This is a genomic window from Pseudoalteromonas sp. (assembly GCF_018402495.1).
Taxonomy (GTDB): Bacteria; Pseudomonadota; Gammaproteobacteria; order Enterobacterales; family Alteromonadaceae; genus Pseudoalteromonas.
The window spans coordinates 462,861-486,884 of the sequence record NZ_JAGYIU010000002.1 but is presented as its reverse complement, the minus strand read 5'-3'; the positions used below and the strand labels follow the sequence as shown (position 1 = coordinate 486,884).

Sequence of the window (24,024 nt, the reverse complement as noted above, 5' to 3'; positions counted from 1 at the left end):
ATTTATTAATCTCAGTGTAACAGCTTAATTTGTTTTTTATATACAAAAATTTAACACAGAAAAGCCAAAACAACAGTTTTGGCTTTGAGTAGCAAGTGTGTATCAGTAAGGTGTTATGCCCCAGGGCCACATTCCATACAGTGGTTAATTATGTCAGGGCCAAATTTTAATTTAGCGTTTAAATCGCGCAGTGCGGTGCGCAGGCCTTCCTCAATAACAGGGTGATAAAAAGGCATATCAAGCATTTGTGGTACAGTCATTTTGTTTTGTACTGCCCATGCTAATAAGTGTGCAATGTGCTCCGCTTGTGGGCCTATAAATTCAGCACCTAAAAATAAGCCGGTACCGTGCTCGGCATACACACGCATGTGGCCTTTGTTTTTTAGCATAACGCGGCTGCGGCCTTGGTTTTCAAAACTGACTTCACCAATTTCAAAGCAATCACAACTTCCTAATCGTTGGCTGATTTCTTTAAAGCTTTCACCAACCATGGCTATTTGCGGGTCGCTAAACACAGCTGCTATTTTAGCTCGACGAAGTCCTGCACGTACGTGAGGGTAGCGGCCTGCGTTCTGCCCGGCAATTGTTCCTTGATCGGATGCTTCGTGAAGCAGTGGGAGCATGTTACTGGCATCGCCAGCTATAAATATAGGTGAGTCGCCGCACTGCATAGTGTGAGGATCAGCCAGAGGTACGCCGCGTTCATCCAGTTTTATGCCGGTGTTTTCCAAACCCAGTTTATCAGTATTTGGTACTCGCCCTGTTGCAGCCAGTACGTAGTCAAATTGTTCTGTATGTTTAACACCTTGTTTGTCGATGTAGGTGAGCTCTGCTTTATTACCTACTTTTTTCATGTCTGATACGTTTGAGTCGGTATCAACATAAAACTCTTCTGCAAATACAGTGTTAGCGTAATCTTTAACGACCGGGTCGGTTAATGGGCCTATGGCACCACCTACGCCAAATAGTTTTACCTTTACGCCTAATCGGTGTAACGCTTGGCCAATTTCAAGGCCAATAACGCCCGGGCCAAATACGGCTACAGATTCTGGTAAATCATCCCAGTCGAATACATCGTCATTTATAATGAGTCGGTCGCCAAAGTTATTAAATACGCCCGGGTACGAGGGGCGTGAACCTGTTGCAATAACAAAGCGTTTAGCACTAATAATGGTGTGCTCATCTATTTGCACACGGTTAGCATCTAAAAACTGCGCATAACCACGAATTTTATCTTCGCTAGGTATTTCATCTACGGCTTCAACTACGAACCCAGCAAAGCGGTCACGCTCACTTTTAACGCGTGCCATAACGGCTTTACCGTCAATAACGGGTTTTGAGCTGTGTACACCAAAGGCAGGAGCCATTTCTATTGAATGGGCGGCTTCTGCTGCGGCTATTAATAATTTACTTGGCATGCAACCAACTCGTGCGCAGGTTGTACCGTATGGGCCTGATTCAATCATCAGTACGTTTTGAGTAAATTGTTTAGCATTACGGTAGGCACTTAAACCAGCAGTACCAGCACCAATAACAACAACGTCGGTTTGCAATTCTTTCATCGTGTTTTTCCTTTAGTAAACAGGGGTGTTACTGCCCCTGTTTTATTTACTTAATTATGCAAAGTATTTTTCTAAGTCGTCTGAGCCACCAATGTGCTTACCACCAATAAATACTTGAGGTACGGTTTCACGCCCTGAGACTGCTTTTAAGCTCGTTAAAGATGCACCAGCCCCCATGACAATTTCTTCATATGCTAAGCCATTTTCTGTTAGCAACTTTTTAGCTTTTGTACAAAACGGACAGCCTGGTTTTGTAAATAGGGTTACCGCTTCTGGTTTTACTTGAGATGGATTAATGTAATCAAGCATAGTGTCAGCGTCTGACACTTCAAACGGGTCACCGGGTAAATCGGGCTCAATAAACATTTTTTCTACAACGCCATCTTTAACCAGCATAGAGTATCTCCAGCTACGCTTACCAAAACCTAAATCATTTTTATCAACTAGCATGCCCATGCCGTCAGTAAACTCACCGTTACCGTCTGGTAGTAAGGTAATATTTTGTGCTTCTTGATGTTCAGCCCATGCGTTCATTACAAAAGTATCGTTTACTGATACACAAACAATGTCGTCAACGCCATTTTGCTTAAATACTCCAGCTAACTCGTTGTAGCGTGGTAGGTGAGTTGATGAACACGTTGGTGTAAATGCACCTGGTAGTGAAAATACAACAACCGTTTTACCTTTAAAAATGTCATCGGTGGTAATTGATTTCCACTCGTCGTTTTGACGTGTTGCAAATGTAACGTTTGGGATTGTTTGACCTTCAATATTGTTTAGCATGTTTTTAGTTCCTCTTGATTTGTTGATAGCCATTATGGCGAGTAATTAAATATAGTTCCAATCGTTTGTTTGTATTAAAATGATAGATATAAACTATCAGGTTGAGTGTGAATATGAACTTAAAAGATTTAGAGTATGTTAAAGCGGTTGCCCACTATAAGCACTTTCGTAAAGCGGCCGATGCGTGCTTTGTAAGCCAGCCAACTTTAAGCGGGCAAATTAAAAAGCTTGAGCAAGAGTTGGGCGTTATAATTTTTGACCGTACTACTAAACAGGTTACGTTAACAGCCCAAGGTGAACGTTTATTGACACAAATAGCTGTCGTTTTAGAACAAACACAAATATTAAAAGAGCTGGCAGCAACCTCCAATGAGCCATTGCAGGGTAAACTTACCATTGGTATTATTCCAACCATTGCGCCGTATTTATTACCTACGCTACTAACATCAATGAAAGCAGCGTTTATCAATAGCCAGTTTTCGTTTATTGAAATGCAAACAACGACTATTTTAGCTGCGCTAGAAAATGGTGAAGTCGATTTTGCAATTTTGGCTGATGTACCTGATCTTAAAAGTTATCATACCATTAACTTATATAAAGAAGACTTTTTAGTCGCTGTATCAAGCGATAACGCGCTGTGTAAGTACAAAAAAGTGGCACTGCAAGATTTACAAGGGTGCAACTTATTAATGTTAAGTGATGGTCATTGTTTTAAAGATCAAGCTCAGCAGTTTTGTTTTTCGGCTGGGGTAGATGTTTCTAGTCAGTATCAAGGTAACAGTCTAGAGACGCTATTGGCGCTGGTGGCGATGGATGATGGGGTTACGTTTGTGCCAAAACTTGCTGCAACCTCACGAGTAGGTATTCATTACTTGCCAATCTTTCCTAATCAGCAACGCAATATTGTGTTTGCATGCAGAAAGCATTACCCGCATTTATCTGGGGTTGAGCAGCTGGCTCAATGGTTAAGCGCTCACTCTAATTTAAAGGCGAAGCTAAGTGAAGCGCTTTAACATTTTATATACGCCGATCATTCGGCAATTTCAACAATGTCATTAATTTGTACGCCCGCTAAAGGCTGATTAGTACTACTGACGGCAATGGCGCTGTGCTGATATAGCTGCTCAATTCGTATACGATTAAGTGTAGTGACTGTGTGTGGCATAGTATTGCCTTGCGCGTCAGTTAAATAATTACGGTGGGCAATACTTAGTTGTTGCCCTTTTTCTAAGCCATGCGCCTTACCTAAGTTAATGACTAGCTTATTATTTTCCATATGCATTATTTTACCTTGGGTAGGTAAACACGCCATGGCAGCTTGTAGATCGTAGCTCAAGGTTTGGTTTATATCACTAATGCTTTGGCCATAAGGCGATTGCCAAAATCGATTACTATTTACATCAATAATGGCTGTTTTTTCAAATGGCCAAATAGCTTGACTTTGATAGCTGTTTTGCCATAACGGCTCAAAAGTAGTGCCATTAAATAAACTAAACTCTATTTGGTAGTGGCGCTGATAGCTTTCATCTTGCCAAAATGCATAATCGCTATTGAGTTTATCGCTGGTGGATAAACTGCTAATTTGGCTCAACAACACATATTGTGCGTTGCTTCGCGATGAAATTTCCTCTAACTGGCTGTTGGAGTAGTCATGCTGTTGATTAAAGTAGGTATCGACTTTTATCGCTTTGTTGAAATAGGCAACGGGTATCGCGCTCATTTTTGATTTTTGCAATGAGGTATAGATGTTTTTACTGATTGCTTGGTTAATGTCAAATATTTGACCCATTTTAGCCTGTTCCCGATTTATTAACTGGCTTTGGGTTACAGCTATAAATTTATTAAAGCGGCTTTGTGGACATTGCTCAGTTTGCGCGAATATATCTAGGCGTAAGGTAATCGCAAATTCATTACCACTGCGATTCTCACTAACAAGCTCTATTTTTTGAATTTCGCCTTGGCTACTTATTTTTAGCTGATCTTGGGTTAATACTCCATCAACAAGTGTTTGCACTGAGCTCACACGCGCACCAGAGAACACAAGAGCTTGAGTTATTGCATCTTTTATTGCAGCGGCTTTTGCCCCCGGAATATCACTATTTTGAATAACCGCATGGCCTGTAGACTCATACCACTGAGCGTAGGAAAAAGGTGAAAACGTTAATACAGCAGCGGTGCTTAATCCTGCTAATACTGCTTTTAAAAACGACTTCATACTCTTACTCCAATTAAACGTTAGCGTTAATGAGTCTCAGCAAGTAATGTACCACTATTATTTATTGTTGCAGAGTATATGTACCACTGGCATTAAACGTGCATAACTGAGTTTAATTAGTTTTTAAAGGCCCTTTATGATGCGAGTAATGCCATTGATGATCACATTAGGCTGCTTAACGTTAAGCGGTTGTAGTAATGTATTTGATAAACACGTTGAATATAAATATGTTGAGCCAAATAATTACCCTGTATTAAAAGCAATAGGGTACGCGCCCATTAGTTTGCAGTCGGGTAACAGTGACACTCAAAAACAGCTGATGGCGATTAAGGCTTCAAAGCTAGAAGCATATCGCGAGTTAACCGAACAAGTGTACGGGCAAAAAATTACCGCAGGCACAACTGTTGCAGGTTCTGTTGCCCAAGATGATTATTTACAAAGTAAAGTGCAAGGTATTATAAAAGGCGCGCAAATTATAAAAACATATGCCGTTAACGATATGTATATTACCGAGCTTGAGCTTAATATGAAGCGCGTACACGATTTGTACATCGGTGAAATAAAGCCGCGAGAAGTGAAAAAAGTCACTTATTACTAAGCGACAAGTTATTATTCATAAAAAATGCCTAAACGATGATTCGCTTAGGCATTTTTTATTGCAATTCTGTTTATGCTTTTAAGTTACGCACAATACTGTTGTCAGTATTGATTACACTTCCGGCTTGGTCGTAAGTCATTGACGACGGAGCGCCAATTAAAATATCTTTTAGTTGTTTTACACTCAGCTGCGCCTGATGTGCCGCATGGGCATTAACTTCATTTTGCTTTTGACACTGCTCAAGCTTAACTCGGGTAAGCTTTATTAAGTCAATATTTTCGTCTGATTGCTGATCGTTACTTTTAATGAGATTACTAAGCTCTTTATCAAGGTTATTTATAGTGGTTAAAAAAGACATTTTTTGTTGGGCAATTTCTTTTAAACCTTCACCTCGGCGAGAAGCAATTGCTGTAAGCTCTTGAGTGAGTAAGTCACTTAGCGTTGTTAAGCAATTAACTTGCTCATTTAATTTAATAGTAATTAAACTATTGTGATCAGCCATAAACGTTGAACTCGAAGTCTGCTAAGTTTTTGGCAAGTTTTTCACTGTCTATCTGATACTTACCTTCAGTAATGGCTTTTTTTAGTTCAGCAACTTTGTCGCTGTCAAACCCAGACGATTGCTGTGCTTTTTCTTGTAACGATTTTAATTGCTTAGCCTGTGGCGTTAAGCTCACAGAATCACTTGCAGCTTTAGGTGAAGGCGTTTGTGCTGCCTGTGTATTTGCGTTATCTTTTTTTAAATCAATCTGTTGCTGTTGTGTGTTAGTTATAACACCTGATTGCTGATTTGATTTATTTACTTGACCTACCATAATAAAAATCCGTATATTGCCCAACTGATGCCTTTATATCGGCATTTATTAAATATACTTTAGTATATTTTTACATTAAATGTTTATTTGTACAGACTCTACACCATCTACACGCGCATTTAAAACTTTACCTGTTTTTTTGTTTTCTACTCGTACCTGCTCACCTAAAGTACCATCTTCTAATGCGATCCCTGTGGTTTTTACTCTCAACCCTTTAATATTGGCAAAAATAGTGACGGAGTCACCTTTACATACCATACAAATTTGATTCAGTAGAACGGGCATTCCCTCACGAATGTTGCGTTTAATTCGGCTACCAATGAGCGGTTTAGGATTATCAAGATACTGCACTCTTATAAAGTGTGTTGGTTTCATTTCTATACTTAAATGGGATGGGGTAATCACTTCACCCCGTGCTAAATTAGTAGTAGCAACGACCACCGGTGCAGATTCGGTGATCCTAACATGAACATATTGAGCCCAGTTATCTGTATCGTTACACTTTATTTGAATGGTTACCTGGCGATTAAAAGGAGGCTCGCTTGGTGTTAGTAGTTCTGGTTTAGAATTACATTGACGATCGGGAATGCGACTATCTAGCGGTAATGCGCTAAATTGTACTGTTGTATCATTTGTATTAGTTGCTTTTTCAGTCACATAAGAGACAGCCATTTCTTGCAATAACTCTTTGCTAAATACTTGTGCCTTAAGCGGTAAAGTGAAGCAGAGGCTAGCAAGAAAATAAAAAACACTGTATCTTCTGGTTTTTTTTAACAAACTCATAATGTTTCGACTATGCTTATGGTTGCAAACAGGGTATAAATATTTAGCGTCAAATTACAGACGCCCCCGTTATGTTATGACGCTTTATTAATTGGAAGCAATTATCGTTCCTTATATTTGTTTTCTTAGGAGATTTAAATGGCTGGCATTTTAGACTCAGTTAACCAACGCACTCAGTTGGTTGGGCAAAACCGCTTAGAATTATTGTTATTTAAGCTTAACGGGCGTCAGCGCTTTGGTATTAACGTGTTTAAAGTAAGGGAGGTTCTTCAATGCCCTCCATTAACCAGTATGCCAAAGTCAAACTCCTACATTCGTGGTGTAGCACATATTCGCGGGCAAACTATTTCGGTGATTGACTTATCAATGGCGGTAGGCGGGCGGCCAATAAAAAATATAGAAGATGCCTTTATTATCATTGCTGAATATAACCGTACAGTGCAGGGGTTTTTAGTTGGTGGTGTTGAGCGTATTGTTAATATGAATTGGGAAAAAATAATGCCACCGCCATCAGGAGCGGGTCGTTATTCTTACTTAACAGCTGTGACTGAAATTGAAAATGAGCTAGTTGAAATACTCGACGTTGAAAAAATTCTAAACGAAATTTGCCCAGTTAACACTACCGTGAGTGATGATGTTGCCTCGCAAGGTAATATACAGAAAGATTTAGGTGAAAGAATAGTATTCATTGCTGATGACTCCGCCGTTGCCCGAAACCAAGTTAAAAGAGCGCTTGAGCCACTGGGTGTTACCACCGAATTGGCTAAAAACGGTAAAGAAGCACTAATAAGACTAAAAGAAATCGCAGAGCTTGATTGTGTTAATGACATTACAGAGCGGGTGGGGTTACTTATTTCTGACGTAGAAATGCCAGAAATGGATGGTTATACACTCACTGCTGAGATTAAAGCGGATCCCAAACTTGCGCCGTTGCATGTGATTTTACATACGTCATTGAGTGGTGTTTTTAATCAAGCGATGATTGAAAAAGTAGGGGCAGATGACTTTATTGCAAAATTTAATCCGGACGAGCTTGCTACAGCCGTTAATAAATGGGTTCATTGTGATTAATAAACATAGGTGTTATTCATTTGACTAATAAAGATTTGCAGCAAAACGAATATGATCAATTTCGTTTATTTTTAGAACAACAATGCGGTATTGTTTTAGGCGAAAATAAGCAGTATTTAGTAAAGAGTCGCCTAGCTCCATTAATGTCTCGGTTTAATGTTGGTTCGTTATCTGAGCTGGTAACTAAAACTCTCGCTGTACACGAGCGCCAGCTGCGCGCTGCTGTGGTTGATGCCATGACAACCAATGAAACTCTGTGGTTTAGGGATCAGTATCCGTTTGAATTACTCAAAACAAAACTTTTTCCTGAGTTTAAAGCGCTAAATAGACCATTAAAAATATGGTCTGCTGCGAGCTCTTCAGGGCAAGAACCTTACTCAATTGCAATGTCGGTTGCTGAGTTTCAGGCAAGTAATCCGGGTGTTTTAAAAATGGGTGCACAAATTATTGGTACAGATATATCAAATACCATGCTTGATATGTGTAAAAATGCTGAGTACGACGCGTTAGCACTGGCCCGCGGCTTGTCTGCTGAACGACGTAAAAAGTTTTTTAAAGATAGTGGCAATGGTATGGCGCAAGTGGTTGATTCACTTAAAAAACAAGTGAGCTTTAGGCATTTAAATTTACTCGATTCGTATGCTTTAATGGGTAAGTTCGATATTATATTTTGTCGTAATGTTTTAATCTATTTTTCACCTGAAGTGAAAGCCAAAATCATTGCGCAATTTTCCCAAGCGCTAAACCCTAAGGGATATTTATTTTTAGGTGCCTCGGAGTCTATGTCTGGTTTGAGCACCGATTTTGATATGGTACGTTGTAACCCTGGTATTATTTACCAAAAGAAATAATCATCAATAGGTAACCCTTCTTTCAAACGACGCTAATCACGTCGTTTTTTTGTTTTTATCGTTGCTATTTTCATTGCTGGCTTGTTTATTGCTTTACCGATATTGAGTCAATTTTTTGGAGGTAGTTATGGCTATCAGTTTTGATAAAGCATTAGGCGTGCACCCGCATGCGATGTTGATCCGTTCGCAAAGAGCAGAAATGCTCGCTACTAATATCGCAAATGCTGATACGCCCGGCTATAAAGCAAAAGATATCGACTTTGCTTCAGCATTAAAAACGGCAAAGTCAAACCAACTAAGCGGCAATACCATGGTAATAACCAATGAAAAGCACATTGCCGGCGGTACCCGAAGTGTAGGTGGTAATGAATTATTTCGTACGCCAAATCAAACAGATACGGGAGATGGTAACTCTGTCGATATACAGGTGGAACGGAACTTGTATACACAGAATGCTATGGAGTATCAGGCTAGTATCCAGTTTCTTAATGGTAAATTTAAAGGCCTGAAAAAAGCCCTCGGTAGTCAAGGAGCCTAATTATGAGTTTATATAATGTGTTTGATATTGCTGGCTCTGGTATGAGCGCGCAAAATGTGCGATTAAATACCACAGCAAGCAATATTTCTAACGCCAACACAATTAGTTCTTCACAAAATGAGACGTACCGAGCGCGACACCCTGTGTTTGCTGCGGAGCTAACAAAAGCGTCAGCGTCAGCAAGTAACCCACAGGGCTCTGCCGTTGGTGTGAAAGTTTTAGGTGTGGTTGAGAGTGATAAACCACTACAAATTGAATATAACCCAAACCACCCGAGTGCGGATGAAAATGGCTATATTTACAAGCCCAACGTGAATATTGTTGAGGAGATGGCAAATATGATTTCTGCTTCTCGCTCTTATCAAACAAATGTTCAAGTTGCTGATGCAGCTAAGCAAATGTTAAGTAAAACACTGCTGTTAGGTCAGCGGTAACTGAGGGTAGCTCATGAGTAACGATATTAGTACTTCTTCATCCTACATGGACTCTTTGCGTTGGCAAGATAAACAAGTGCCAAAAAAAGAAGAAAGCGACGCGTTAACCCAAGAAGATTTCTTTTCGTTGTTAACACAGCAATTGTCATATCAAGATCCAAGCAAACCTGCGGACAACGATCAGATGATTGCACAAATGACCAATTTTACGATGGCTGAGGGGATCTCAAACTTAAACTCTAATTTTGAGTCTTTAGCCGCGTCAATGACATCAAATTCAGCATTGCAAGCATCCACATTAGTGGGTAAGCAAGCGTTATTGGAGTCTAATACACTTGAGCTTAATGGAACGGGTGAGGCAAGAGGGTCAGTAGTTGCTGAAAAGCCAGTAGATAGCCTAATGATTCGTATTGAGGATGCCTCAGGTCAGCTAGTGAAAACCATAGATTTAGGCACGCGGCCTGCAGGTGCCATTCGCTTTGCATGGGATGGTACTAATGAAGCTGGTGAACGCTTGCCTCCTGGTGAGTACAAAATTAAAGCCGAAGGGAGCACTAACGGTGAGTTTTCAAGCTTGCCCATTGCTACTTTCAAAAATATTGAGAGTGTTAACATTAATGGCTCAAGCGGCATTATTATTAATACCAAAGAAGGTGCGGTAAAGCTGACTGATGTCGCAGAAATCGCGTAATTAGATTTTATGTATTTTTTAGTCATTAGGCTAATACTTTTAGGTTAGAGGTTAATTATGAGCTTCAATATTGCATTAACAGGCCTTGCTGCCGCACAAAAAGATTTAGACGTTACCGCAAATAATATTGCTAACGTAAACACCACAGGCTTTAAAGAGTCTCGCGCTGAATTTGCTGATGTGTATGCGTCATCAGTATTTAGTGCGGGTAAAACGAAAAATGGTGATGGTGTGCAAACCACCATGGTTGCCCAGCAGTTTCACCAAGGCTCGTTACAATTCACTAACAACTCACTTGATATGGCAATTACCGGCGAAGGTTACTTTGCTATGAGTCAAGATTTGGGCGCTCAAGATTTTACCTACACACGTTCGGGCGCGTTTAAACTTAATAAAGATAATTTTGTTGTTGATGCTAAGGGTAACTTTTTACAAGGTTTTCCAGTTGATGAGGCAACAGGTGATACAACCTCTGTTAGTTTAAGTACCTCATCAGCGTTACAAATCCCAGACTCTTCGGGATCACCACGTGCAACCTCAAGTGTGTATAGCTCGTTTAATTTAGACTCACGAGTAGATGCACCATCGCTTCCTTTTAACCCTACAGAAAGCGCAACCTATAACTCATCTACATCTACAACTGTTTATGATTCTTTAGGTGAACCCCATGTACTACAATTTTTCTTTGTAAAAAATGACCCATCAGTCCCCGGAGATGAAAACCAATGGGATGTTCATGCAACGCTTGATGGTAAATCATTCGGCAGTGATGGTGTTGAGCAAGATGGAACAGCAGTCCCGTTTGCACCGATTAGTACTTTAAAATTTGACTCTAGCGGTTTACCTTCAACTACAACTACAAATGGAATAACAACACCTAATGTAGGTAACACATTTAATCCGTTATCTATTGTAGCCGGTGGAGGAGGGACACCAGGGTTATCTGATATGTTAACAAATGGAGCTAGTTTTCCTGCTAACATAGATATAAATTGGCGAGATCAGGCTGGAACCGCCAATAAAGTACCAACACAATATGCAAGTCGCTTTGAAGTAAAAGCACTTGAACAAGATGGTGCGACAGTAGGACGTTTAGCGGGTATTGATATTGGCACCGACGGCAAAGTAGTGGCGTCTTATAGTAACGGCGATTCAACATTTTTGGGACAAGTTGCCATGGTACGCTTTTCAAACTCGCAAGGTCTACAGCAAGTGGGTGACACCTCATGGAAAAAAAGTTTAACCTCTGGTGAACCTATTGCTGGTGAGCCTGGTTCTGGAACCTTAGGCACAATCAATTCTTCAGCACTTGAGCAATCAAATGTTAACTTAACTAATGAGTTAGTTGATTTAATAAGTGCGCAACGTAACTTTCAAGCAAACTCTCGAGCACTTGAAGTTAACTCAACCATTCAGCAGAGTATTTTACAGATCCGATAAGTATAAATATGATTTACGGAGGCTGCCATGTGCAGCCTTTTTTCTTTTCTGTAACTTTACTTATCATTAAACTTAATCTGGCACTTATATTGCATTTAGTCATATATAGATTTATCAATGAGTCGATGTTATGGATAAAATGGTCTACATAGCGGCATCTGGCGCTAAACAAAGCATGCAAGGGCTTGCTCTTAAAGCCAATAATTTGGCAAATGCAAATACTACTGGGTTTAAATCTGATTTTGCACAAGCTCGTTCAATGCAAGCATTCGGTGAAGGTTTACCTAGTCGTGTTTTTTCTATGCAAGAGCGTCCGGGTGCTGATATGACATCGGGTGGTATTGTTGAAACAGGCCGCGACCTCGATATAGCAATGAGTGACAACGCATGGCTCAGCGTGCAGGATGCCTCAGGTAATGAAGCCTATACAAAAGTAGGTACTCTAAGCATTACCGCTGAGGGGATGTTGATGACCAGCCATGGTCGTCAAGTTATTGGCGAAGGCGGGCCAGTAATTTTACCTGTACCTATTGAAAAAATAGAATTTAGTAAAGATGGCACCATCCAAGTTCGTCCTCAAGGCGCACCAGCCAACTTTTTAGAAGAGGTTGACCGACTAAAAGTCGTTGAAGCAAATAATGCCACGCTTGAAAAAGGTAACGATGGTTTATTTAGACCAAAGCCAGGGCAAACGGTTGAAACCTCAGCCAATGTACAAGTTTTGAGCGGCATGTTAGAAATGTCGAATGTAAACCCTGTACATGAAATGGTCGATATGATCAGTCACCAACGCCAATTTGAATTACAAGTAAAACTAATGAAAACAGCTGAAGAGATTGATGAACGTCAAGACCAGCTAATGCGCATAGTTTAACTTTAACGTGAGGATACTATTATGAATCCAGCATTATGGATAAGCAAAACAGGGCTTGACGCTCAGCAAACTGATATATCCGTTATATCAAATAACTTAGCGAACGCCAGTACCGTAGGCTATAAAAAAAGCCGCGCTATTTTTGAAGATTTACTCTACCAAAATATTAATCAACCTGGTGGTCGCTCATCGCAAGATACCGAAATGCCTTCAGGGTTAATGTTAGGTGCGGGTACAAAAGTAGTAGCGAATCAAAAAAACTTTTCGCAAGGTAATATGCTGACCACTGAAAATTCACTCGATTGGATGATCTCAGGGCCTGGTTTTTTTGAGGTATTACAGCCTGATGGCAATATAGCATACTCGCGTAACGGCCAGTTTACCACTGACGGCGACGGACGTATTGTGACCTCTGGTGCGGGTTATGTTGTTCAGCCAGAAATGAACGTACCTGACGATGCACAATCGATTACGGTTTCTCAAGATGGTGAGGTATCGGTAAGTGTGAGAGGCCAAGCCGAGAACGTGGTGATTGGCCAGCTAGTTATAAGTGACTTTATTAACCCATCGGGCCTTGAGCCAATAGGACAAAACTTATACACCGAAACGGCGGTAAGTGGTGCGCCCGTTCAAGGAAACCCCGGAGTTGAGGGATTAGGAAGCATTATGCAAGGTTCACTTGAAACATCCAATGTTAATGTGACCGAAGAGTTGGTTAATTTGATTGAAACGCAGCGTGTTTACGAGATGAACTCAAAAGTTATTTCGGCCGTTGACGAAATGATGAGTTACATCAATCAACAGCTATAACAAAGTGAGGGCGTGTATGCGTAATATCATATTATTTACAGTAGGGACGTTATTGTTAAGTGGTTGTGTATCTACACAAAATAATGAAGTAGTGCAAGACGATCCCTACTATGCACCTATGTATCCAGAGGCAAATATAGAGCCCGTAGTCGTAACAGGTTCTTTATTTAACACTTTATCATCTAACGACTTATATGCAGATAAAAAGGCACTAAGAACAGGCGATATCATCACCGTTAAATTGCAAGAGTCGACACAAGCGACAAAAGCTGCCAAAAATGAGACAGACAAATCAAGCCAAGCTAGCCTCGACCCTGTAATAGGGTTAGGTGGTTTACCGGTCAATATTGGTAGTGACAGTATTGAGTTTGGTATTGGTAACGACTCTTCGTTTAGAGGCGATTCAAAATCTAACCAATCAAATAGCTTGTTTGGAAATATTTCAGTTAATGTAATGCGCGTATTACCTAATGGTAATTTAGTAATACGTGGTGAAAAATGGCTAACGCTCAATACAGGCGAAGAGTTTATTCGCCTAGAAGGGTTAGTGCGTCCACAAGACGTAAATGCAGATAATACAGTTGAGTCTAATCGTATTGCCAATGCTCGTATTCAGTATTCTGGTAAGGGGCAAAATCAAGAGGCGCAAAGCCCAGGTTGGTTAACGCGTTTCTTTAGCAGCTCGTTGTTTCCTTTTTAGAGGACATTCAAGATGAATGGTTTTAAAGTTTTTTGTTTTATCCTGCTATTAGGGTGGCAGTTTACTGCCAGTGCTGAGCGAATTAAAGATGTATCTATGGTTGAAGGAGTGCGCTCAAACCAGCTAGTCGGTTATGGATTAGTGGTTGGTTTGCCTGGTACCGGTGAGCAAAGCCGTTTTACTGAGCAAAGCTTTAAAGGCATGCTTAATAGTTTTGGTATTACGCTTCCTGCTAATTTAAAGCCAAAAATTAAAAATGTTGCTGCGGTAGCCGTTCACGCCGAGTTGCCGCCATTTAGAAAACCAGGCCAAACCATCGATATTACTGTTTCATCAATTGGTAGTGCGGGTAGCCTGCGCGGCGGCACGTTATTACAAACATTTTTAAAAGGGGTTGATGGCAATGTATATGCTATTGCACAAGGAAGCTTAATTGTTGGCGGTTTAGGCGCTGAAGGCCTAGATGGTAGCCGAGTGGTTATTAATACGCCAACCGTAGGCCGCGTGCCAAATGGCGCCACGGTTGAACGTGCAGTTAAAAGCCCATTTATGCAAAACGACTATATTACTTTTAACTTAAATCGTCCGGATTTTACGACTGCAAAACGCCTAGAAAAAACAATTAACGATTTAATTGGTCCTAACAGCGCACAGGCACTCGATGCTGCATCAGTGAGGGTGATAGCGCCGCGTGATGCCTCGCAGCGGGTGTCTTATTTATCAACCCTTGAAAATTTAGAATTTACCCCTGCAGATACCTCAGCAAAGATTATAGTTAACTCGCGTACCGGTACTATAGTTATTGGTAAAAATGTAAAATTGCAGCCTGCGGCAATTACTCACGGAAGTTTAACCGTGAGTATTGCAGAGCAACAAGATGTAAATCAGCCAAATGCACTGGCAGAGGGAGAAACCGTCGTCACTAACCAAAGCATCATAGATGTAGATAGAGAAAATTCAAAAGCGTTTGTATTTAATCCAGGCGTTACTCTTGACGATTTAGTACGTGCTATTAATGAAGTTGGGGCTGCGCCTGGTGATTTAATGGCCATTTTAGAAGCATTAAAAGAAGCCGGCGCAATTAACGGCCAGCTTGTTGTCATTTAGTTTTATAAGACCCTGGCCCTAGGGTCTTTAACAGTTAACCTAAAAAAGACGCGGCATAAAGCCGCTGCTACCACAGCAATAAACATTGAATTTAACCCTACACAATAAGTAGCAGCGAGTTTACCTCGCGTTTCTCACTTAGTTTAATCTCTGCCTAGAACCTAGAATTTTTCACTTCGCTTGGCTCAATTTTTGCAATGCATTAGGTATTATTAATTATTGTGTCAAAAAGCTGATGGAAACAAATCATCTAGATAAACAAAACTTTTTTGATTTAGGCAACTTAGACTCACTGCGTCGAGATGCTTTAAACAGCGGTGATGCATCAACTGATGCGTCTAAAGCAGCGCTAAAAAAAGCAGCGGCACAATTTGAAGCTATTTTCACTCAAATGCTACTTAAAAGTATGCGTAAAGCTAACGAAGCGTTTGAAGATAAAGAAAGCCCGTTTAACTCAAGCGGCGTTAAGTTTTTTGAAGACATGCACGACCAACAGCTAGCAACTGAGCTTTCATCAAATGGCTCTTTAGGACTAGCAGATTTAATTGTGCAGCAACTATCGCCAGATGGAAAAAACTTTATGCCAGGATCAGTACTGCGCACCACCTCTGATTTTCTTAGTGATCAACGTGCGGGTAGCCCCTTACCCCATCAAGAAAAGCAAAAAATTACCGAAAAAGTCTCTTTAGTCGATTCGAGCGAAAAAACACAACATAACACAGCGCCTGCCACATTTGAAAATGCTGAACAATTTGTTAGTTCAGTGTGGGAGCACGCAACAACGGCGGCTAAAAAAATTGGCTTAAATCCTGCGGTTATGGTTGCCCAAGCAGCACTAGAAACCGGCTGGGGTAAGCATATTATTAATAAGGGCGATGGCAATAGCTCCAATAACTTATTTAATATTAAAGCTGATAATCGTTGGAATGGTGAAAAGGCCAGTAAACTAACACTTGAATTTGAACATGGCACAGCCGTTAAAAAGCAGGCAAATTTTAGAGCGTATGACTCAATTAAAGAGAGCGTAAATGACTTTGTGGACTTTTTAACACAAAACCCTCGCTATCAAGATGCATTAAACAATACAGCAAAGCCGCATAAATTTTTAGACTCTCTACAGCAAGCAGGTTATGCAACCGATCCTAATTATGCAGACAAAATAAAAAGAGTACTTAACAGTAACGAAATAAGGAACATCGCCACAAGCGTGATCCGCCAAGGAGTAGAATAACATGTCGTTTAATTTATTAAATATTGCCAGTTCAGGCGTTAGAGCTAACTCTGAATTGCTGCAAACGACAAGTAAAAATATTGCCAACGTGAATACAGATGGTTATGTGCGTGAACGCACAGAGCATTCTACCATGATCGACAATCAGGTAGGGCGGGGAAATACATATCGACTACTGAATGAATTTGCTCAAAAACAACTAAACCGAGATACATCAAACAAAACATTTTTTGATCAATTTGTGGTTGAGTCAAACCGTGTTGACACCTTATTTTCTGAGGAGTCTAATAGCTTATCAACCAGTATTAACTCATTGTTTAATAATGTACAAGAGTCCCTTAATCAGCCCTCATCAACAGTTGCACGCTCTTTAGTTATGACCGACGCTGAAAACTTAATAAACCAAATGGATAGATTGTCAGGGATTGTATTGGATCAAAAAAATGTGGTTAATCAACAGCTCGATATTTTTACAGATGAAGCAAATGGATTGATTCAAAAAATTGGCACACTAAATCAAGACATAGCTGCTGTAAATGGCACCAATAATGCCGCCGACGCCAGTTCAACATTTAACGAGCGTGATAAAGCGATTCGCGACTTATCAAAGCTAATAGACATAGAAACACTTGATGGCCCCAACGGCGAAAAACTCGTATTCATGGGGACAGGCGAAGCGGTGGTAATGCAAAATGGTTCGTTTAATTTATTTTCAACAACCGGCGATCCAGATCCTAACTTTAAAAAGCTCAAGCTTGATGTAAACGGCGGCAAAGCCGTGCCTCTTGAAGTAGATACGAGTAAGCTAAAAGGTAAAATAGGAGGCTTGCTCGCCTTTAGAGACGACATACTTGTGCCTGCACAAAATCAAATTGGCCAAATGGGCTTAGCAATAGCTGATTCGTTTAATCAACAAAATCGTTTAGGTATGGATGGTAACGGCGAACTCGGTGGAGATATTTTTACTATTCCCAGCATTGGTGCTTACGCTTACCAAAGTAACACCGGCACTGCCGGCATGACGGCAACTGTTGAGGCTGGTAAAGGCAGCGAACTACCTGCGAGCGACTTTATTGTTACTTATACCGCTAACCCTAACGAAGTAAGCATTCAGCCAATAGATAACAAAGGTGAGCCTTTAGGCAGCGCATCGTTAGCAACTATCCCTCCAAGCGGTGTTATAGATTCGGCGGCTATAACCAGTGGCGAATCGTTTGGTTTACAAATAAATGTAACTGGAACAGGTAACCCCGATGACCAATTTCAGGTAAAACTCAACTCAGAAGCCGCATCAACGCTATCACTTGCTACAGGGCGTGGGGAGGATCTAGCGCTGGCATCGCCAATACGTACAACTGACGACATAAACAATACCGGAACCGGCGCTATTTCAGCTGGCAGTGTTAACAGTGTTACAGCCGGGAGTTTTACAACAGGCACCCCCCCTGAACTCACCAATGGAGATATTAGCATTGTTAAAACCGCGAATGTAAATGAATATACTATAACCGATGGCGTAAATAGCAGTACATTTACGGTAACACCCCCGGCAAAAAATATGTTGCAACAAGCGGGTAATGGCTTTGAATTATATGGCTTTGATTTTGATATTGAAGGCAGCCCTGCAACAGGTGACACCTTTACCTTAGAATTTAATACAGGCGGCTTTGATGATAACCGCAATGGCCAAAAATTAGCCGAACTACAAAATAGTGACTTAGTGCGCCAAAACGTGGTAACAGGCGCAAATGCTAATAACCATAAAACGTTTAACCAAGCCTATGCTGGTTTAGTTAGCGAAATAGGGGTTGTAACTAGCCAAGCAAAAACCAATGGTGAAGCATTTGAAGCACTCGCTCAACAGTCAGAAGCTTGGTACGAATCATTATCGGGCGTAAACCTAGATGAAGAAGCAGCAAACTTGCTGCGTTTTCAGCAATCTTATGCTGCGTCGGCACAAGTCCTCTCTGCAGCGCGTTCTATTTTTGACACCTTACTTAATGCTGCGAGGTAGTTATGCGTTTATCTAATAATTTAATATATCAAAATAACATCAATAAAATGCTCGAAAACCAACAAGGTGTGGCCAGTGCTCAAGAGCGCGTTACAACAGGAAAAAAATACTTAACCGCATCAGAAGCGCCAGCAGATACCTCACAAGCTATGCTGTATTCAAATAAAATACAAGCTAATGAACAGTTTACAAAAAATATTAACCAACTAAGCGGGCGGCTAGAAACACAAGAAGCCGTATTGCAAAGTGCAAATAATAATATACAAGCTGCAAAAGATATTGCCTTAAAAGCAGGTAATGGCGCATACAGTCAAGACGATTTAAAGTCGTTGGCATCAGAGCTCAGTGAAATACAAAAAAGCTTAGCCAACCTAATGAACACCCGCTCAGAAGATGGTAAATACATATTTGCCGGTTACCAAGACAGCATTCAACCTTATCAGCAAGACGCTAGCGGAAAATACACTTACCAAGGCGACCAAGGTCAGCATAAAATAACCATTGCTCAAGGGGTATCGATTAAATCCAGTGACAATGGCTTTGATACCTTTGAAAAAGTCGATGCACGCCTCGATATTGCATCAAATAGCGGCGATGCAACCAGTACGCTTGCAGGTACAGCGTATGTTGATAAGCAAGGTGTATTTGATCAATTTCATAAAACTAGCTATAACGCAGATCCGGCAGCATCTGTAACAGCTAATACATTTAATGTTGTTGTTACAGCTGGCGCTAATCCAGGCGATCCTAACGAATATGAAATATTACGCGATGGTGCCTCATTATCTCCAGCAGTGACCGGTGAAGTTACCGAAGAGCCTATTGCGTTTGCAGGCATGAAAATTCAGCTTGCTGGTACCACACCTGGCCAGTTTGACTTTAGCCTACAAAAGCCACAAAAAGAAAACGTACTTAATACCTTGCAAGGCCTAATTAATGGTTTAAATGACGGTACGCTAAACAGTAATGACTTTCAGCAAGTGTTAAACGACGGCGTGGTGCAATTGCAAAATGCCAGCGAGCAGGTGGTGTTTACTCAAGCAAACTTGGGGGGGCGTATGAATGTGCTTAGCAGCATAACCGACTCAAATACAGCGCAAGATATACAAAATAAAGCTAATCGCTCGAGTTTAATTGAAGTAGACATGGCAAAAGCCATTAGCGACCTCACTAAACAAGAAACCGCGCTACAAGCATCACAAGCCACGTTTGGCCGCCTAACTAACCTTTCACTGTTTGATTATCTTTAAGTAAAAACATAGTGCCGCTTTAATCCTTTTAAAGCGGCAAATACTTGCGCTTGTGTTGCGGCAAAAATTTGTCATTTCCTCTAAAAAATTTCAATTTGTTATTCATTACTTAAAGTTAAATAAATAAATCATTTAAAACAGAGTGTTAACCGTGTTTTTAAAGTTGGCACAGTAAATGCTTTTGTTGTTTGTAAGAATTTTAAAGCAGTGGTTCCTGTTAAATCGTGTTGAACCACACTCTGTTTAAACCTAGGAGATGGTAAAATGGCATTAACAGTAAATACTAATGTGTCGTCATTAAACGCACAACGTAACTTAGCAAAATCAGGCGAAGGCTTAGCCACATCAATGGAGCGCTTAGCGTCAGGTATGCGTATTAATAGCGCCAAAGATGACGCAGCAGGTATGCAAATTAGCACGCGTTTAACCTCGCAAATTAGTGGTTTAGCGGTAGCACAACGTAACGCCAATGATGGTATTTCTATGGCGCAAACTGCTGAAGGCGCATTGCAGTCATCTACCGATATTCTTCAGCGTATGCGCGAGCTATCGCTACAGTCAGCGAATGGCTCTAATTCGAAAGAAGACCGCGAAGCGCTACAAAAAGAAGTAACCGCCTTGCAAACTGAATTAACGCGCATAGCCGATACGACCACTTTTGGTGGGCAAAAATTATTAAATGGTGATTACGGTACACAGCAGTTTCAAGTAGGTTCAGACAGCAACCAAACCATTGGTGTAACCTTAAACTCTGCAGCAGCGGAGGATATAGGTTTAAGGGGTAAAGGGTTTGACTTAGCTGCAATTGCAGGATTTTCAGGTGCAAGTGAGACAGCTAAAACATTTGCAGATACAGATTCACTAAGTGTCACAGCAGGTGGCAAAACTAATAACATAGATTTAACCACAGGTATGAGCGCGGCAGATTTAGCTGGGCAATTCAACAGCACCGAAGGGGTGTTTGGCGTAGGTGCAACCACACAAGTTGCGGTGGGTAACTTCGCAACTGATACTACTGGCGGCGATGTTGTTACTTTAAATGTTTCAGGTGTTGAAATTACAGCAACAATGGGTGCAGGTGATGATAATGATGCTCAGGTAGCTAATTTAAATGCTGCAATTAATACAGCAACATCTGAAGCATTAGCAGCGAAAGGCATAACAGCAAGTATTGACCCTGATAGTGACTTATTGGTATTTACCAACACTAATGGTGAAAATATAGATGTAACAATGGAAATAACTGAAGGCGGGACTGATGGTAGTGCTTCAGGCACAGTTTCTGCATATGATGGAGCAGATGCACTACCACTCGGTGCAGTAACAACATCAGCTTCAACAGGTGCCACAGCAAGTAAAACAACTATTGTAACAGGGCGTTTAGATTTTACTGATGCAGTATTGGATTCTAATTTTTCTACATTAAGTGTTACTGGTGAAGGCACTTTAAATGGTCCAGGAACAACCAACGCTACGCTTGATACGACGACTACCCTTAGCTCAGTAGCAACCCTTGATATTTCAACTGCGGGTGGCTCACAGTCGGCAATTGACGTAATTGACGCCGCACTTAAGCAAATTGGTAATGAGCGTGCTGAGCTAGGTGCTACCCAAAACCGTTTTAGTCAAACGATTAGTAATCTAGCTAACGTTCAAGAAAATGCATCGGCATCACGTAGTCGTATTATGGATACCGATTACGCCACAGAAACAGCGCAAATGACCAAGAACCAAATCTTGCAACAAGCGGGTACCTCTATCTTGTCGCAGGCGAACCAAATACCACAAGCCGCAATTAGCTTGCTAGGTGGTTAGTTTTTTTTGCTTCGCTAATATTGGTTTATATAAACGCACTTTAGTTTAGAGTGCGTTTTTGTTTTTTGGAAGTCAGAGGCGACAAGTTAGGAGTTGTAAGTTATTATAAAATAAAGGATTGTGAAATTATTAAATTATTTTAAAAAAAAACTAAAGTTAAATGAATCTCTGCCGTTAAATTAATTAGTACAGGGCTTGAGCAGATAATTGTGAAAGCGCTTGGTTAAATTAAACAATAATATTACGAAAGTAATTAGGAGTTTTATTATGGCTATTTCAGTAAATACCAATGTATCTTCACTCAACGCCCAACGTAACTTAGCAAAATCGGGTGAAGGCTTGGCCACCTCTATGGAGCGCTTAGCGTCAGGCATGCGTATCAATAGCGCCAAAGATGACGCGGCAGGCATGCAAATTAGCACGCGTTTAACCTCGCAAATCAGTGGGCTAGGTGTTGCGCAGCGCAACGCCAATGATGGTATTTCAATGGCGCAAACCGCTGAAGGCGCATTGCAGTCATCTACCGATATTCTACAACGTATGCGAGAGCTTGCCCTGCAGTCAGCGAATGGCTCTAATTCAACCTCTGACCGCGAAGCGCTACAAAAAGAAGTAACCGCCTTGCAAACTGAATTAACGCGCATAGCCGATACGACCACTTTTGGTGGGCAAAAATTATTAAATGGTGATTACGGTACACAGCAGTTTCAAGTAGGTTCAGACAGCAACCAAACCATTGGTGTAACCTTAAACTCTGCAGCAGCGGAGGATATAGGTTTAAGGGGTAAAGGGTTTGACTTAGCTGCAATTGCAGGATTTTCAGGTGCAAGTGAGACAGCTAAAACATTTGCAGATACAGATTCACTAAGTGTCACAGCAGGTGGCAAAACTAATAACATAGATTTAACCACAGGTATGAGCGCGGCAGATTTAGCTGGGCAATTCAACAGCACCGAAGGGGTGTTTGGCGTAGGTGCAACCACACAAGTTGCGGTGGGTAACTTCGCAACTGATACTACTGGCGGCGATGTTGTTACTTTAAATGTTTCAGGTGTTGAAATTACAGCAACAATGGGTGCAGGTGATGATAATGATGCTCAGGTAGCTAATTTAAATGCTGCAATTAATACAGCAACATCTGAAGCATTAGCAGCGAAAGGCATAACAGCAAGTATTGACCCTGATAGTGACTTATTGGTATTTACCAACACTAATGGTGAAAATATAGATGTAACAATGGAAATAACTGAAGGCGGGACTGATGGTAGTGCTTCAGGCACAGTTTCTGCATATGATGGAGCAGATGCACTACCACTCGGTGCAGTAACAACATCAGCTTCAACAGGTGCCACAGCAAGTAAAACAACTATTGTAACAGGGCGTTTAGATTTTACTGATGCAGTATTGGATTCTAATTTTTCTACATTAAGTGTTACTGGTGAAGGCACTTTAAATGGTCCAGGAACAACCAACGCTACGCTTGATACGACGACGAGCCTTACGTCAATTGCTAATTTAGATATTTCATCAGCAGGTGGCTCACAATCGGCAATCGATGTAATTGACGCCGCACTACAGCAAATTGGTGACGAGCGTGCTGAGCTCGGTGCGGTGCAAAATCGTTTTAGTCAAACAATTAGTAATTTGGCGAATATTCAAGAAAATGCATCGGCATCACGTAGCCGTATTCAAGATACTGATTACGCTACAGAAACAGCGCAAATGACCAAGAACCAAATCTTGCAACAAGCGGGTACCTCTATCTTGTCGCAAGCGAATCAGTTACCACAAGCCGCGCTTAGCTTATTAGGTTAATAGCTTTTAGCTTGATGGCAAACTAATACACAAAGTCAGTATTAGTAATAAAAAAAGGAGATGGCTTTGTTCATCTCCTTTTGCTATTTAAAGTGTTAAATTAAGCTAATTTACAAATAGTATATATAATTAAAACTATTTAGGAGGCGTTATGAATACAATTGCTTCAGGCGCGGAAAGGTTAGCGTTGCCCGTAAGTTCAGAGCGGGCTAATAGCCAAGCCGACAAGGAGTTAAACCCTAAAACTGCAAATGATACACAAGCGAATGCCGCTGACACTCAGCAAAGTAGTAATGAGTTTAACAACACTAAGCAAAGTAAGCTGTATCAAAATAACTCAACTGCAAACACAGAACCACAGCCGTTAGAGCGAGAACAGCTTGAAAAAGTGGCGCAACAATTGCAGGAATTTATGGGTGAAATGAACCGCAGCTTACAGTTTCAGGTAGACGAAGATTCAGGGCGTGATGTAATAAAAGTGCTCGATAAAAACACCGGCGATATTATTAAACAATATCCTTCGGAAGAGGTGTTAAATATGGTGTCAAAACTTTCTGAAACCGCCGGTTTATTAATAGATCAAACCGTTTAGTGACAGTGTTTGTGCTACTTTTACTTATAATTGTA

General features: G+C 40.9%; 24 protein-coding genes. 18 read left to right on the top strand and 6 right to left on the bottom strand.

Annotated elements, in window-relative coordinates; genetic code table 11:
* Positions 1 to 113 precede the first annotated feature (113 nt).
* Complete coding sequence (locus KG708_RS07765; protein ID WP_213608844.1) at positions 114 to 1,562, bottom strand: dihydrolipoyl dehydrogenase; 1,449 nt, start codon at positions 1,560 to 1,562, stop codon at positions 114 to 116.
* 54 nt (positions 1,563 to 1,616) lie between these two features.
* The gene (locus KG708_RS07760; RefSeq protein ID WP_213608843.1) at positions 1,617 to 2,345 is read right to left on the bottom strand and encodes a glutathione peroxidase; all 729 of its coding nucleotides are present in this window, start codon (positions 2,343 to 2,345) and stop codon (positions 1,617 to 1,619) included.
* Positions 2,346 to 2,458: 113 nt separating this feature from the next.
* Here KG708_RS07760 and KG708_RS07755 point away from each other — a divergent pair, with 113 nt between their 5' ends.
* A complete protein-coding gene (locus tag KG708_RS07755) occupies positions 2,459 to 3,358 on the top strand; it encodes a LysR substrate-binding domain-containing protein (protein WP_213608842.1) in 900 nt (299 codons plus the stop codon).
* 17 nt (positions 3,359 to 3,375) lie between these two features.
* Here KG708_RS07755 and KG708_RS07750 read toward each other — a convergent pair whose 3' ends face one another.
* Complete coding sequence (locus tag KG708_RS07750; protein WP_213608841.1) at positions 3,376 to 4,560, bottom strand: flagellar assembly protein T N-terminal domain-containing protein; 1,185 nt, start codon at positions 4,558 to 4,560, stop codon at positions 3,376 to 3,378.
* A gap of 139 nt (positions 4,561 to 4,699) precedes the next feature.
* Between KG708_RS07750 and KG708_RS07745 the strand changes: the two genes are divergently transcribed.
* Positions 4,700 to 5,158 carry an LPP20 family lipoprotein gene (locus KG708_RS07745; RefSeq protein ID WP_213609325.1) on the top strand — a complete coding sequence of 153 codons (459 nt, stop codon included), beginning with the start codon at positions 4,700 to 4,702 and terminating at the stop codon, positions 5,156 to 5,158.
* A 70-nt stretch (positions 5,159 to 5,228) separates the two neighbouring features.
* Here the strand turns inward: KG708_RS07745 and flgN are convergent, their stop codons facing one another.
* The 3 genes from flgN to flgA form a co-directional block, all read right to left on the bottom strand.
* On the bottom strand, positions 5,229 to 5,660 hold the full coding sequence (gene flgN, locus KG708_RS07740) for a flagellar export chaperone FlgN (RefSeq protein ID WP_213608840.1): 432 nt from the start codon (positions 5,658 to 5,660) through the stop codon (positions 5,229 to 5,231).
* The gene (gene flgM, locus KG708_RS07735; RefSeq protein ID WP_213608839.1) at positions 5,653 to 5,973 is read right to left on the bottom strand and encodes a flagellar biosynthesis anti-sigma factor FlgM; all 321 of its coding nucleotides are present in this window, start codon (positions 5,971 to 5,973) and stop codon (positions 5,653 to 5,655) included. The genes flgN and flgM overlap by 8 nt, the downstream gene beginning before the upstream one ends.
* Positions 5,974 to 6,048: 75 nt before the next feature.
* Complete coding sequence (flgA, locus tag KG708_RS07730; RefSeq protein WP_213608838.1) at positions 6,049 to 6,756, bottom strand: flagellar basal body P-ring formation chaperone FlgA; 708 nt, start codon at positions 6,754 to 6,756, stop codon at positions 6,049 to 6,051.
* 138 nt (positions 6,757 to 6,894) lie between these two features.
* Here flgA and KG708_RS07725 point away from each other — a divergent pair, with 138 nt between their 5' ends.
* The 16 genes from KG708_RS07725 (at position 6,895) to KG708_RS07650 (ending at position 23,989) form a co-directional block, all read left to right on the top strand.
* The gene (locus KG708_RS07725; protein WP_213608837.1) at positions 6,895 to 7,827 is read left to right on the top strand and encodes a chemotaxis protein; all 933 of its coding nucleotides are present in this window, start codon (positions 6,895 to 6,897) and stop codon (positions 7,825 to 7,827) included.
* 20 nt (positions 7,828 to 7,847) lie between these two features.
* Positions 7,848 to 8,678 carry a protein-glutamate O-methyltransferase CheR gene (locus KG708_RS07720; RefSeq protein WP_213608836.1) on the top strand — a complete coding sequence of 277 codons (831 nt, stop codon included), beginning with the start codon at positions 7,848 to 7,850 and terminating at the stop codon, positions 8,676 to 8,678.
* Positions 8,679 to 8,805: 127 nt separating this feature from the next.
* Complete coding sequence (gene flgB / locus KG708_RS07715) at positions 8,806 to 9,216, top strand: flagellar basal body rod protein FlgB (RefSeq protein ID WP_213608835.1); 411 nt, start codon at positions 8,806 to 8,808, stop codon at positions 9,214 to 9,216.
* 2 nt (positions 9,217 to 9,218) lie between these two features.
* Positions 9,219 to 9,650 carry a flagellar basal body rod protein FlgC gene (gene flgC / locus KG708_RS07710; protein ID WP_213608834.1) on the top strand — a complete coding sequence of 144 codons (432 nt, stop codon included), beginning with the start codon at positions 9,219 to 9,221 and terminating at the stop codon, positions 9,648 to 9,650.
* A 13-nt stretch (positions 9,651 to 9,663) separates the two neighbouring features.
* Positions 9,664 to 10,341 (top strand): flagellar hook assembly protein FlgD, encoded by a 678-nt coding sequence (locus KG708_RS07705; protein ID WP_213608833.1) that lies wholly within the window; start codon positions 9,664 to 9,666, stop codon positions 10,339 to 10,341.
* Positions 10,342 to 10,398: 57 nt separating this feature from the next.
* Complete coding sequence (gene flgE / locus KG708_RS07700; protein WP_213608832.1) at positions 10,399 to 11,781, top strand: flagellar hook protein FlgE; 1,383 nt, start codon at positions 10,399 to 10,401, stop codon at positions 11,779 to 11,781.
* 130 nt (positions 11,782 to 11,911) lie between these two features.
* The gene (flgF, locus tag KG708_RS07695) at positions 11,912 to 12,655 is read left to right on the top strand and encodes a flagellar basal-body rod protein FlgF (RefSeq protein WP_213608831.1); all 744 of its coding nucleotides are present in this window, start codon (positions 11,912 to 11,914) and stop codon (positions 12,653 to 12,655) included.
* Between the two features lie 21 nt (positions 12,656 to 12,676).
* Positions 12,677 to 13,465: a flagellar basal-body rod protein FlgG gene (flgG, locus tag KG708_RS07690; RefSeq protein WP_213608830.1), complete on the top strand. Its 789-nt coding sequence runs from the start codon at positions 12,677 to 12,679 to the stop codon at positions 13,463 to 13,465.
* Between the two features lie 16 nt (positions 13,466 to 13,481).
* On the top strand, positions 13,482 to 14,165 hold the full coding sequence (gene flgH / locus KG708_RS07685) for a flagellar basal body L-ring protein FlgH (RefSeq protein ID WP_213608829.1): 684 nt from the start codon (positions 13,482 to 13,484) through the stop codon (positions 14,163 to 14,165).
* Positions 14,166 to 14,177: 12 nt separating this feature from the next.
* Positions 14,178 to 15,272, top strand: coding sequence for a flagellar basal body P-ring protein FlgI (locus tag KG708_RS07680; RefSeq protein WP_213608828.1), 1,095 nt, complete (start codon positions 14,178 to 14,180; stop codon positions 15,270 to 15,272).
* 235 nt (positions 15,273 to 15,507) lie between these two features.
* The gene (gene flgJ, locus KG708_RS07675) at positions 15,508 to 16,503 is read left to right on the top strand and encodes a flagellar assembly peptidoglycan hydrolase FlgJ (protein WP_213608827.1); all 996 of its coding nucleotides are present in this window, start codon (positions 15,508 to 15,510) and stop codon (positions 16,501 to 16,503) included.
* A gap of 1 nt (position 16,504) precedes the next feature.
* Entirely contained in the window at positions 16,505 to 18,517 is a 2,013-nt protein-coding gene (flgK, locus tag KG708_RS07670; protein ID WP_213608826.1) for a flagellar hook-associated protein FlgK, read from the top strand.
* Between the two features lie 2 nt (positions 18,518 to 18,519).
* Positions 18,520 to 19,767 (top strand): flagellar hook-associated protein FlgL, encoded by a 1,248-nt coding sequence (flgL, locus tag KG708_RS07665; protein WP_213608825.1) that lies wholly within the window; start codon positions 18,520 to 18,522, stop codon positions 19,765 to 19,767.
* A gap of 264 nt (positions 19,768 to 20,031) precedes the next feature.
* Positions 20,032 to 21,582, top strand: a complete 1,551-nt coding sequence (locus KG708_RS07660) for a flagellin (protein WP_213608824.1) — start codon at positions 20,032 to 20,034, stop codon at positions 21,580 to 21,582.
* A 267-nt stretch (positions 21,583 to 21,849) separates the two neighbouring features.
* Positions 21,850 to 23,397 carry a flagellin gene (locus tag KG708_RS07655; protein ID WP_213608823.1) on the top strand — a complete coding sequence of 516 codons (1,548 nt, stop codon included), beginning with the start codon at positions 21,850 to 21,852 and terminating at the stop codon, positions 23,395 to 23,397.
* 151 nt (positions 23,398 to 23,548) lie between these two features.
* The gene (locus KG708_RS07650) at positions 23,549 to 23,989 is read left to right on the top strand and encodes a flagellar protein FlaG (protein ID WP_213608822.1); all 441 of its coding nucleotides are present in this window, start codon (positions 23,549 to 23,551) and stop codon (positions 23,987 to 23,989) included.
* The last annotated feature ends 35 nt before the right edge of the window (positions 23,990 to 24,024 follow it).

Bases quoted from the DNA above. Each gene is read 5' to 3' on its own strand.
- KG708_RS07765 (WP_213608844.1), bottom strand. From the start codon at position 1,562: ATGAAAGAATTGCAAACCGACGTTGTTGTTATTGGTGCTGGTACTGCT.
- KG708_RS07760 (WP_213608843.1), bottom strand. From the start codon at position 2,345: ATGCTAAACAATATTGAAGGTCAAACAATCCCAAACGTTACATTTGCA.
- KG708_RS07755 (WP_213608842.1), top strand. From the start codon at position 2,459: ATGAACTTAAAAGATTTAGAGTATGTTAAAGCGGTTGCCCACTATAAG.
- KG708_RS07750 (WP_213608841.1), bottom strand. From the start codon at position 4,560: ATGAAGTCGTTTTTAAAAGCAGTATTAGCAGGATTAAGCACCGCTGCT.
- KG708_RS07745 (WP_213609325.1), top strand. From the start codon at position 4,700: ATGCGAGTAATGCCATTGATGATCACATTAGGCTGCTTAACGTTAAGC.
- flgN (WP_213608840.1), bottom strand. From the start codon at position 5,660: ATGGCTGATCACAATAGTTTAATTACTATTAAATTAAATGAGCAAGTT.
- flgM (WP_213608839.1), bottom strand. From the start codon at position 5,973: ATGGTAGGTCAAGTAAATAAATCAAATCAGCAATCAGGTGTTATAACT.
- flgA (WP_213608838.1), bottom strand. From the start codon at position 6,756: ATGAGTTTGTTAAAAAAAACCAGAAGATACAGTGTTTTTTATTTTCTT.
- KG708_RS07725 (WP_213608837.1), top strand. From the start codon at position 6,895: ATGGCTGGCATTTTAGACTCAGTTAACCAACGCACTCAGTTGGTTGGG.
- flgB (WP_213608835.1), top strand. From the start codon at position 8,806: ATGGCTATCAGTTTTGATAAAGCATTAGGCGTGCACCCGCATGCGATG.
- flgC (WP_213608834.1), top strand. From the start codon at position 9,219: ATGAGTTTATATAATGTGTTTGATATTGCTGGCTCTGGTATGAGCGCG.
- KG708_RS07705 (WP_213608833.1), top strand. From the start codon at position 9,664: ATGAGTAACGATATTAGTACTTCTTCATCCTACATGGACTCTTTGCGT.
- flgE (WP_213608832.1), top strand. From the start codon at position 10,399: ATGAGCTTCAATATTGCATTAACAGGCCTTGCTGCCGCACAAAAAGAT.
- flgF (WP_213608831.1), top strand. From the start codon at position 11,912: ATGGATAAAATGGTCTACATAGCGGCATCTGGCGCTAAACAAAGCATG.
- flgG (WP_213608830.1), top strand. From the start codon at position 12,677: ATGAATCCAGCATTATGGATAAGCAAAACAGGGCTTGACGCTCAGCAA.
- flgH (WP_213608829.1), top strand. From the start codon at position 13,482: ATGCGTAATATCATATTATTTACAGTAGGGACGTTATTGTTAAGTGGT.
- KG708_RS07680 (WP_213608828.1), top strand. From the start codon at position 14,178: ATGAATGGTTTTAAAGTTTTTTGTTTTATCCTGCTATTAGGGTGGCAG.
- flgJ (WP_213608827.1), top strand. From the start codon at position 15,508: ATGGAAACAAATCATCTAGATAAACAAAACTTTTTTGATTTAGGCAAC.
- flgK (WP_213608826.1), top strand. From the start codon at position 16,505: ATGTCGTTTAATTTATTAAATATTGCCAGTTCAGGCGTTAGAGCTAAC.
- flgL (WP_213608825.1), top strand. From the start codon at position 18,520: ATGCGTTTATCTAATAATTTAATATATCAAAATAACATCAATAAAATG.
- KG708_RS07660 (WP_213608824.1), top strand. From the start codon at position 20,032: ATGGCATTAACAGTAAATACTAATGTGTCGTCATTAAACGCACAACGT.
- KG708_RS07655 (WP_213608823.1), top strand. From the start codon at position 21,850: ATGGCTATTTCAGTAAATACCAATGTATCTTCACTCAACGCCCAACGT.
- KG708_RS07650 (WP_213608822.1), top strand. From the start codon at position 23,549: ATGAATACAATTGCTTCAGGCGCGGAAAGGTTAGCGTTGCCCGTAAGT.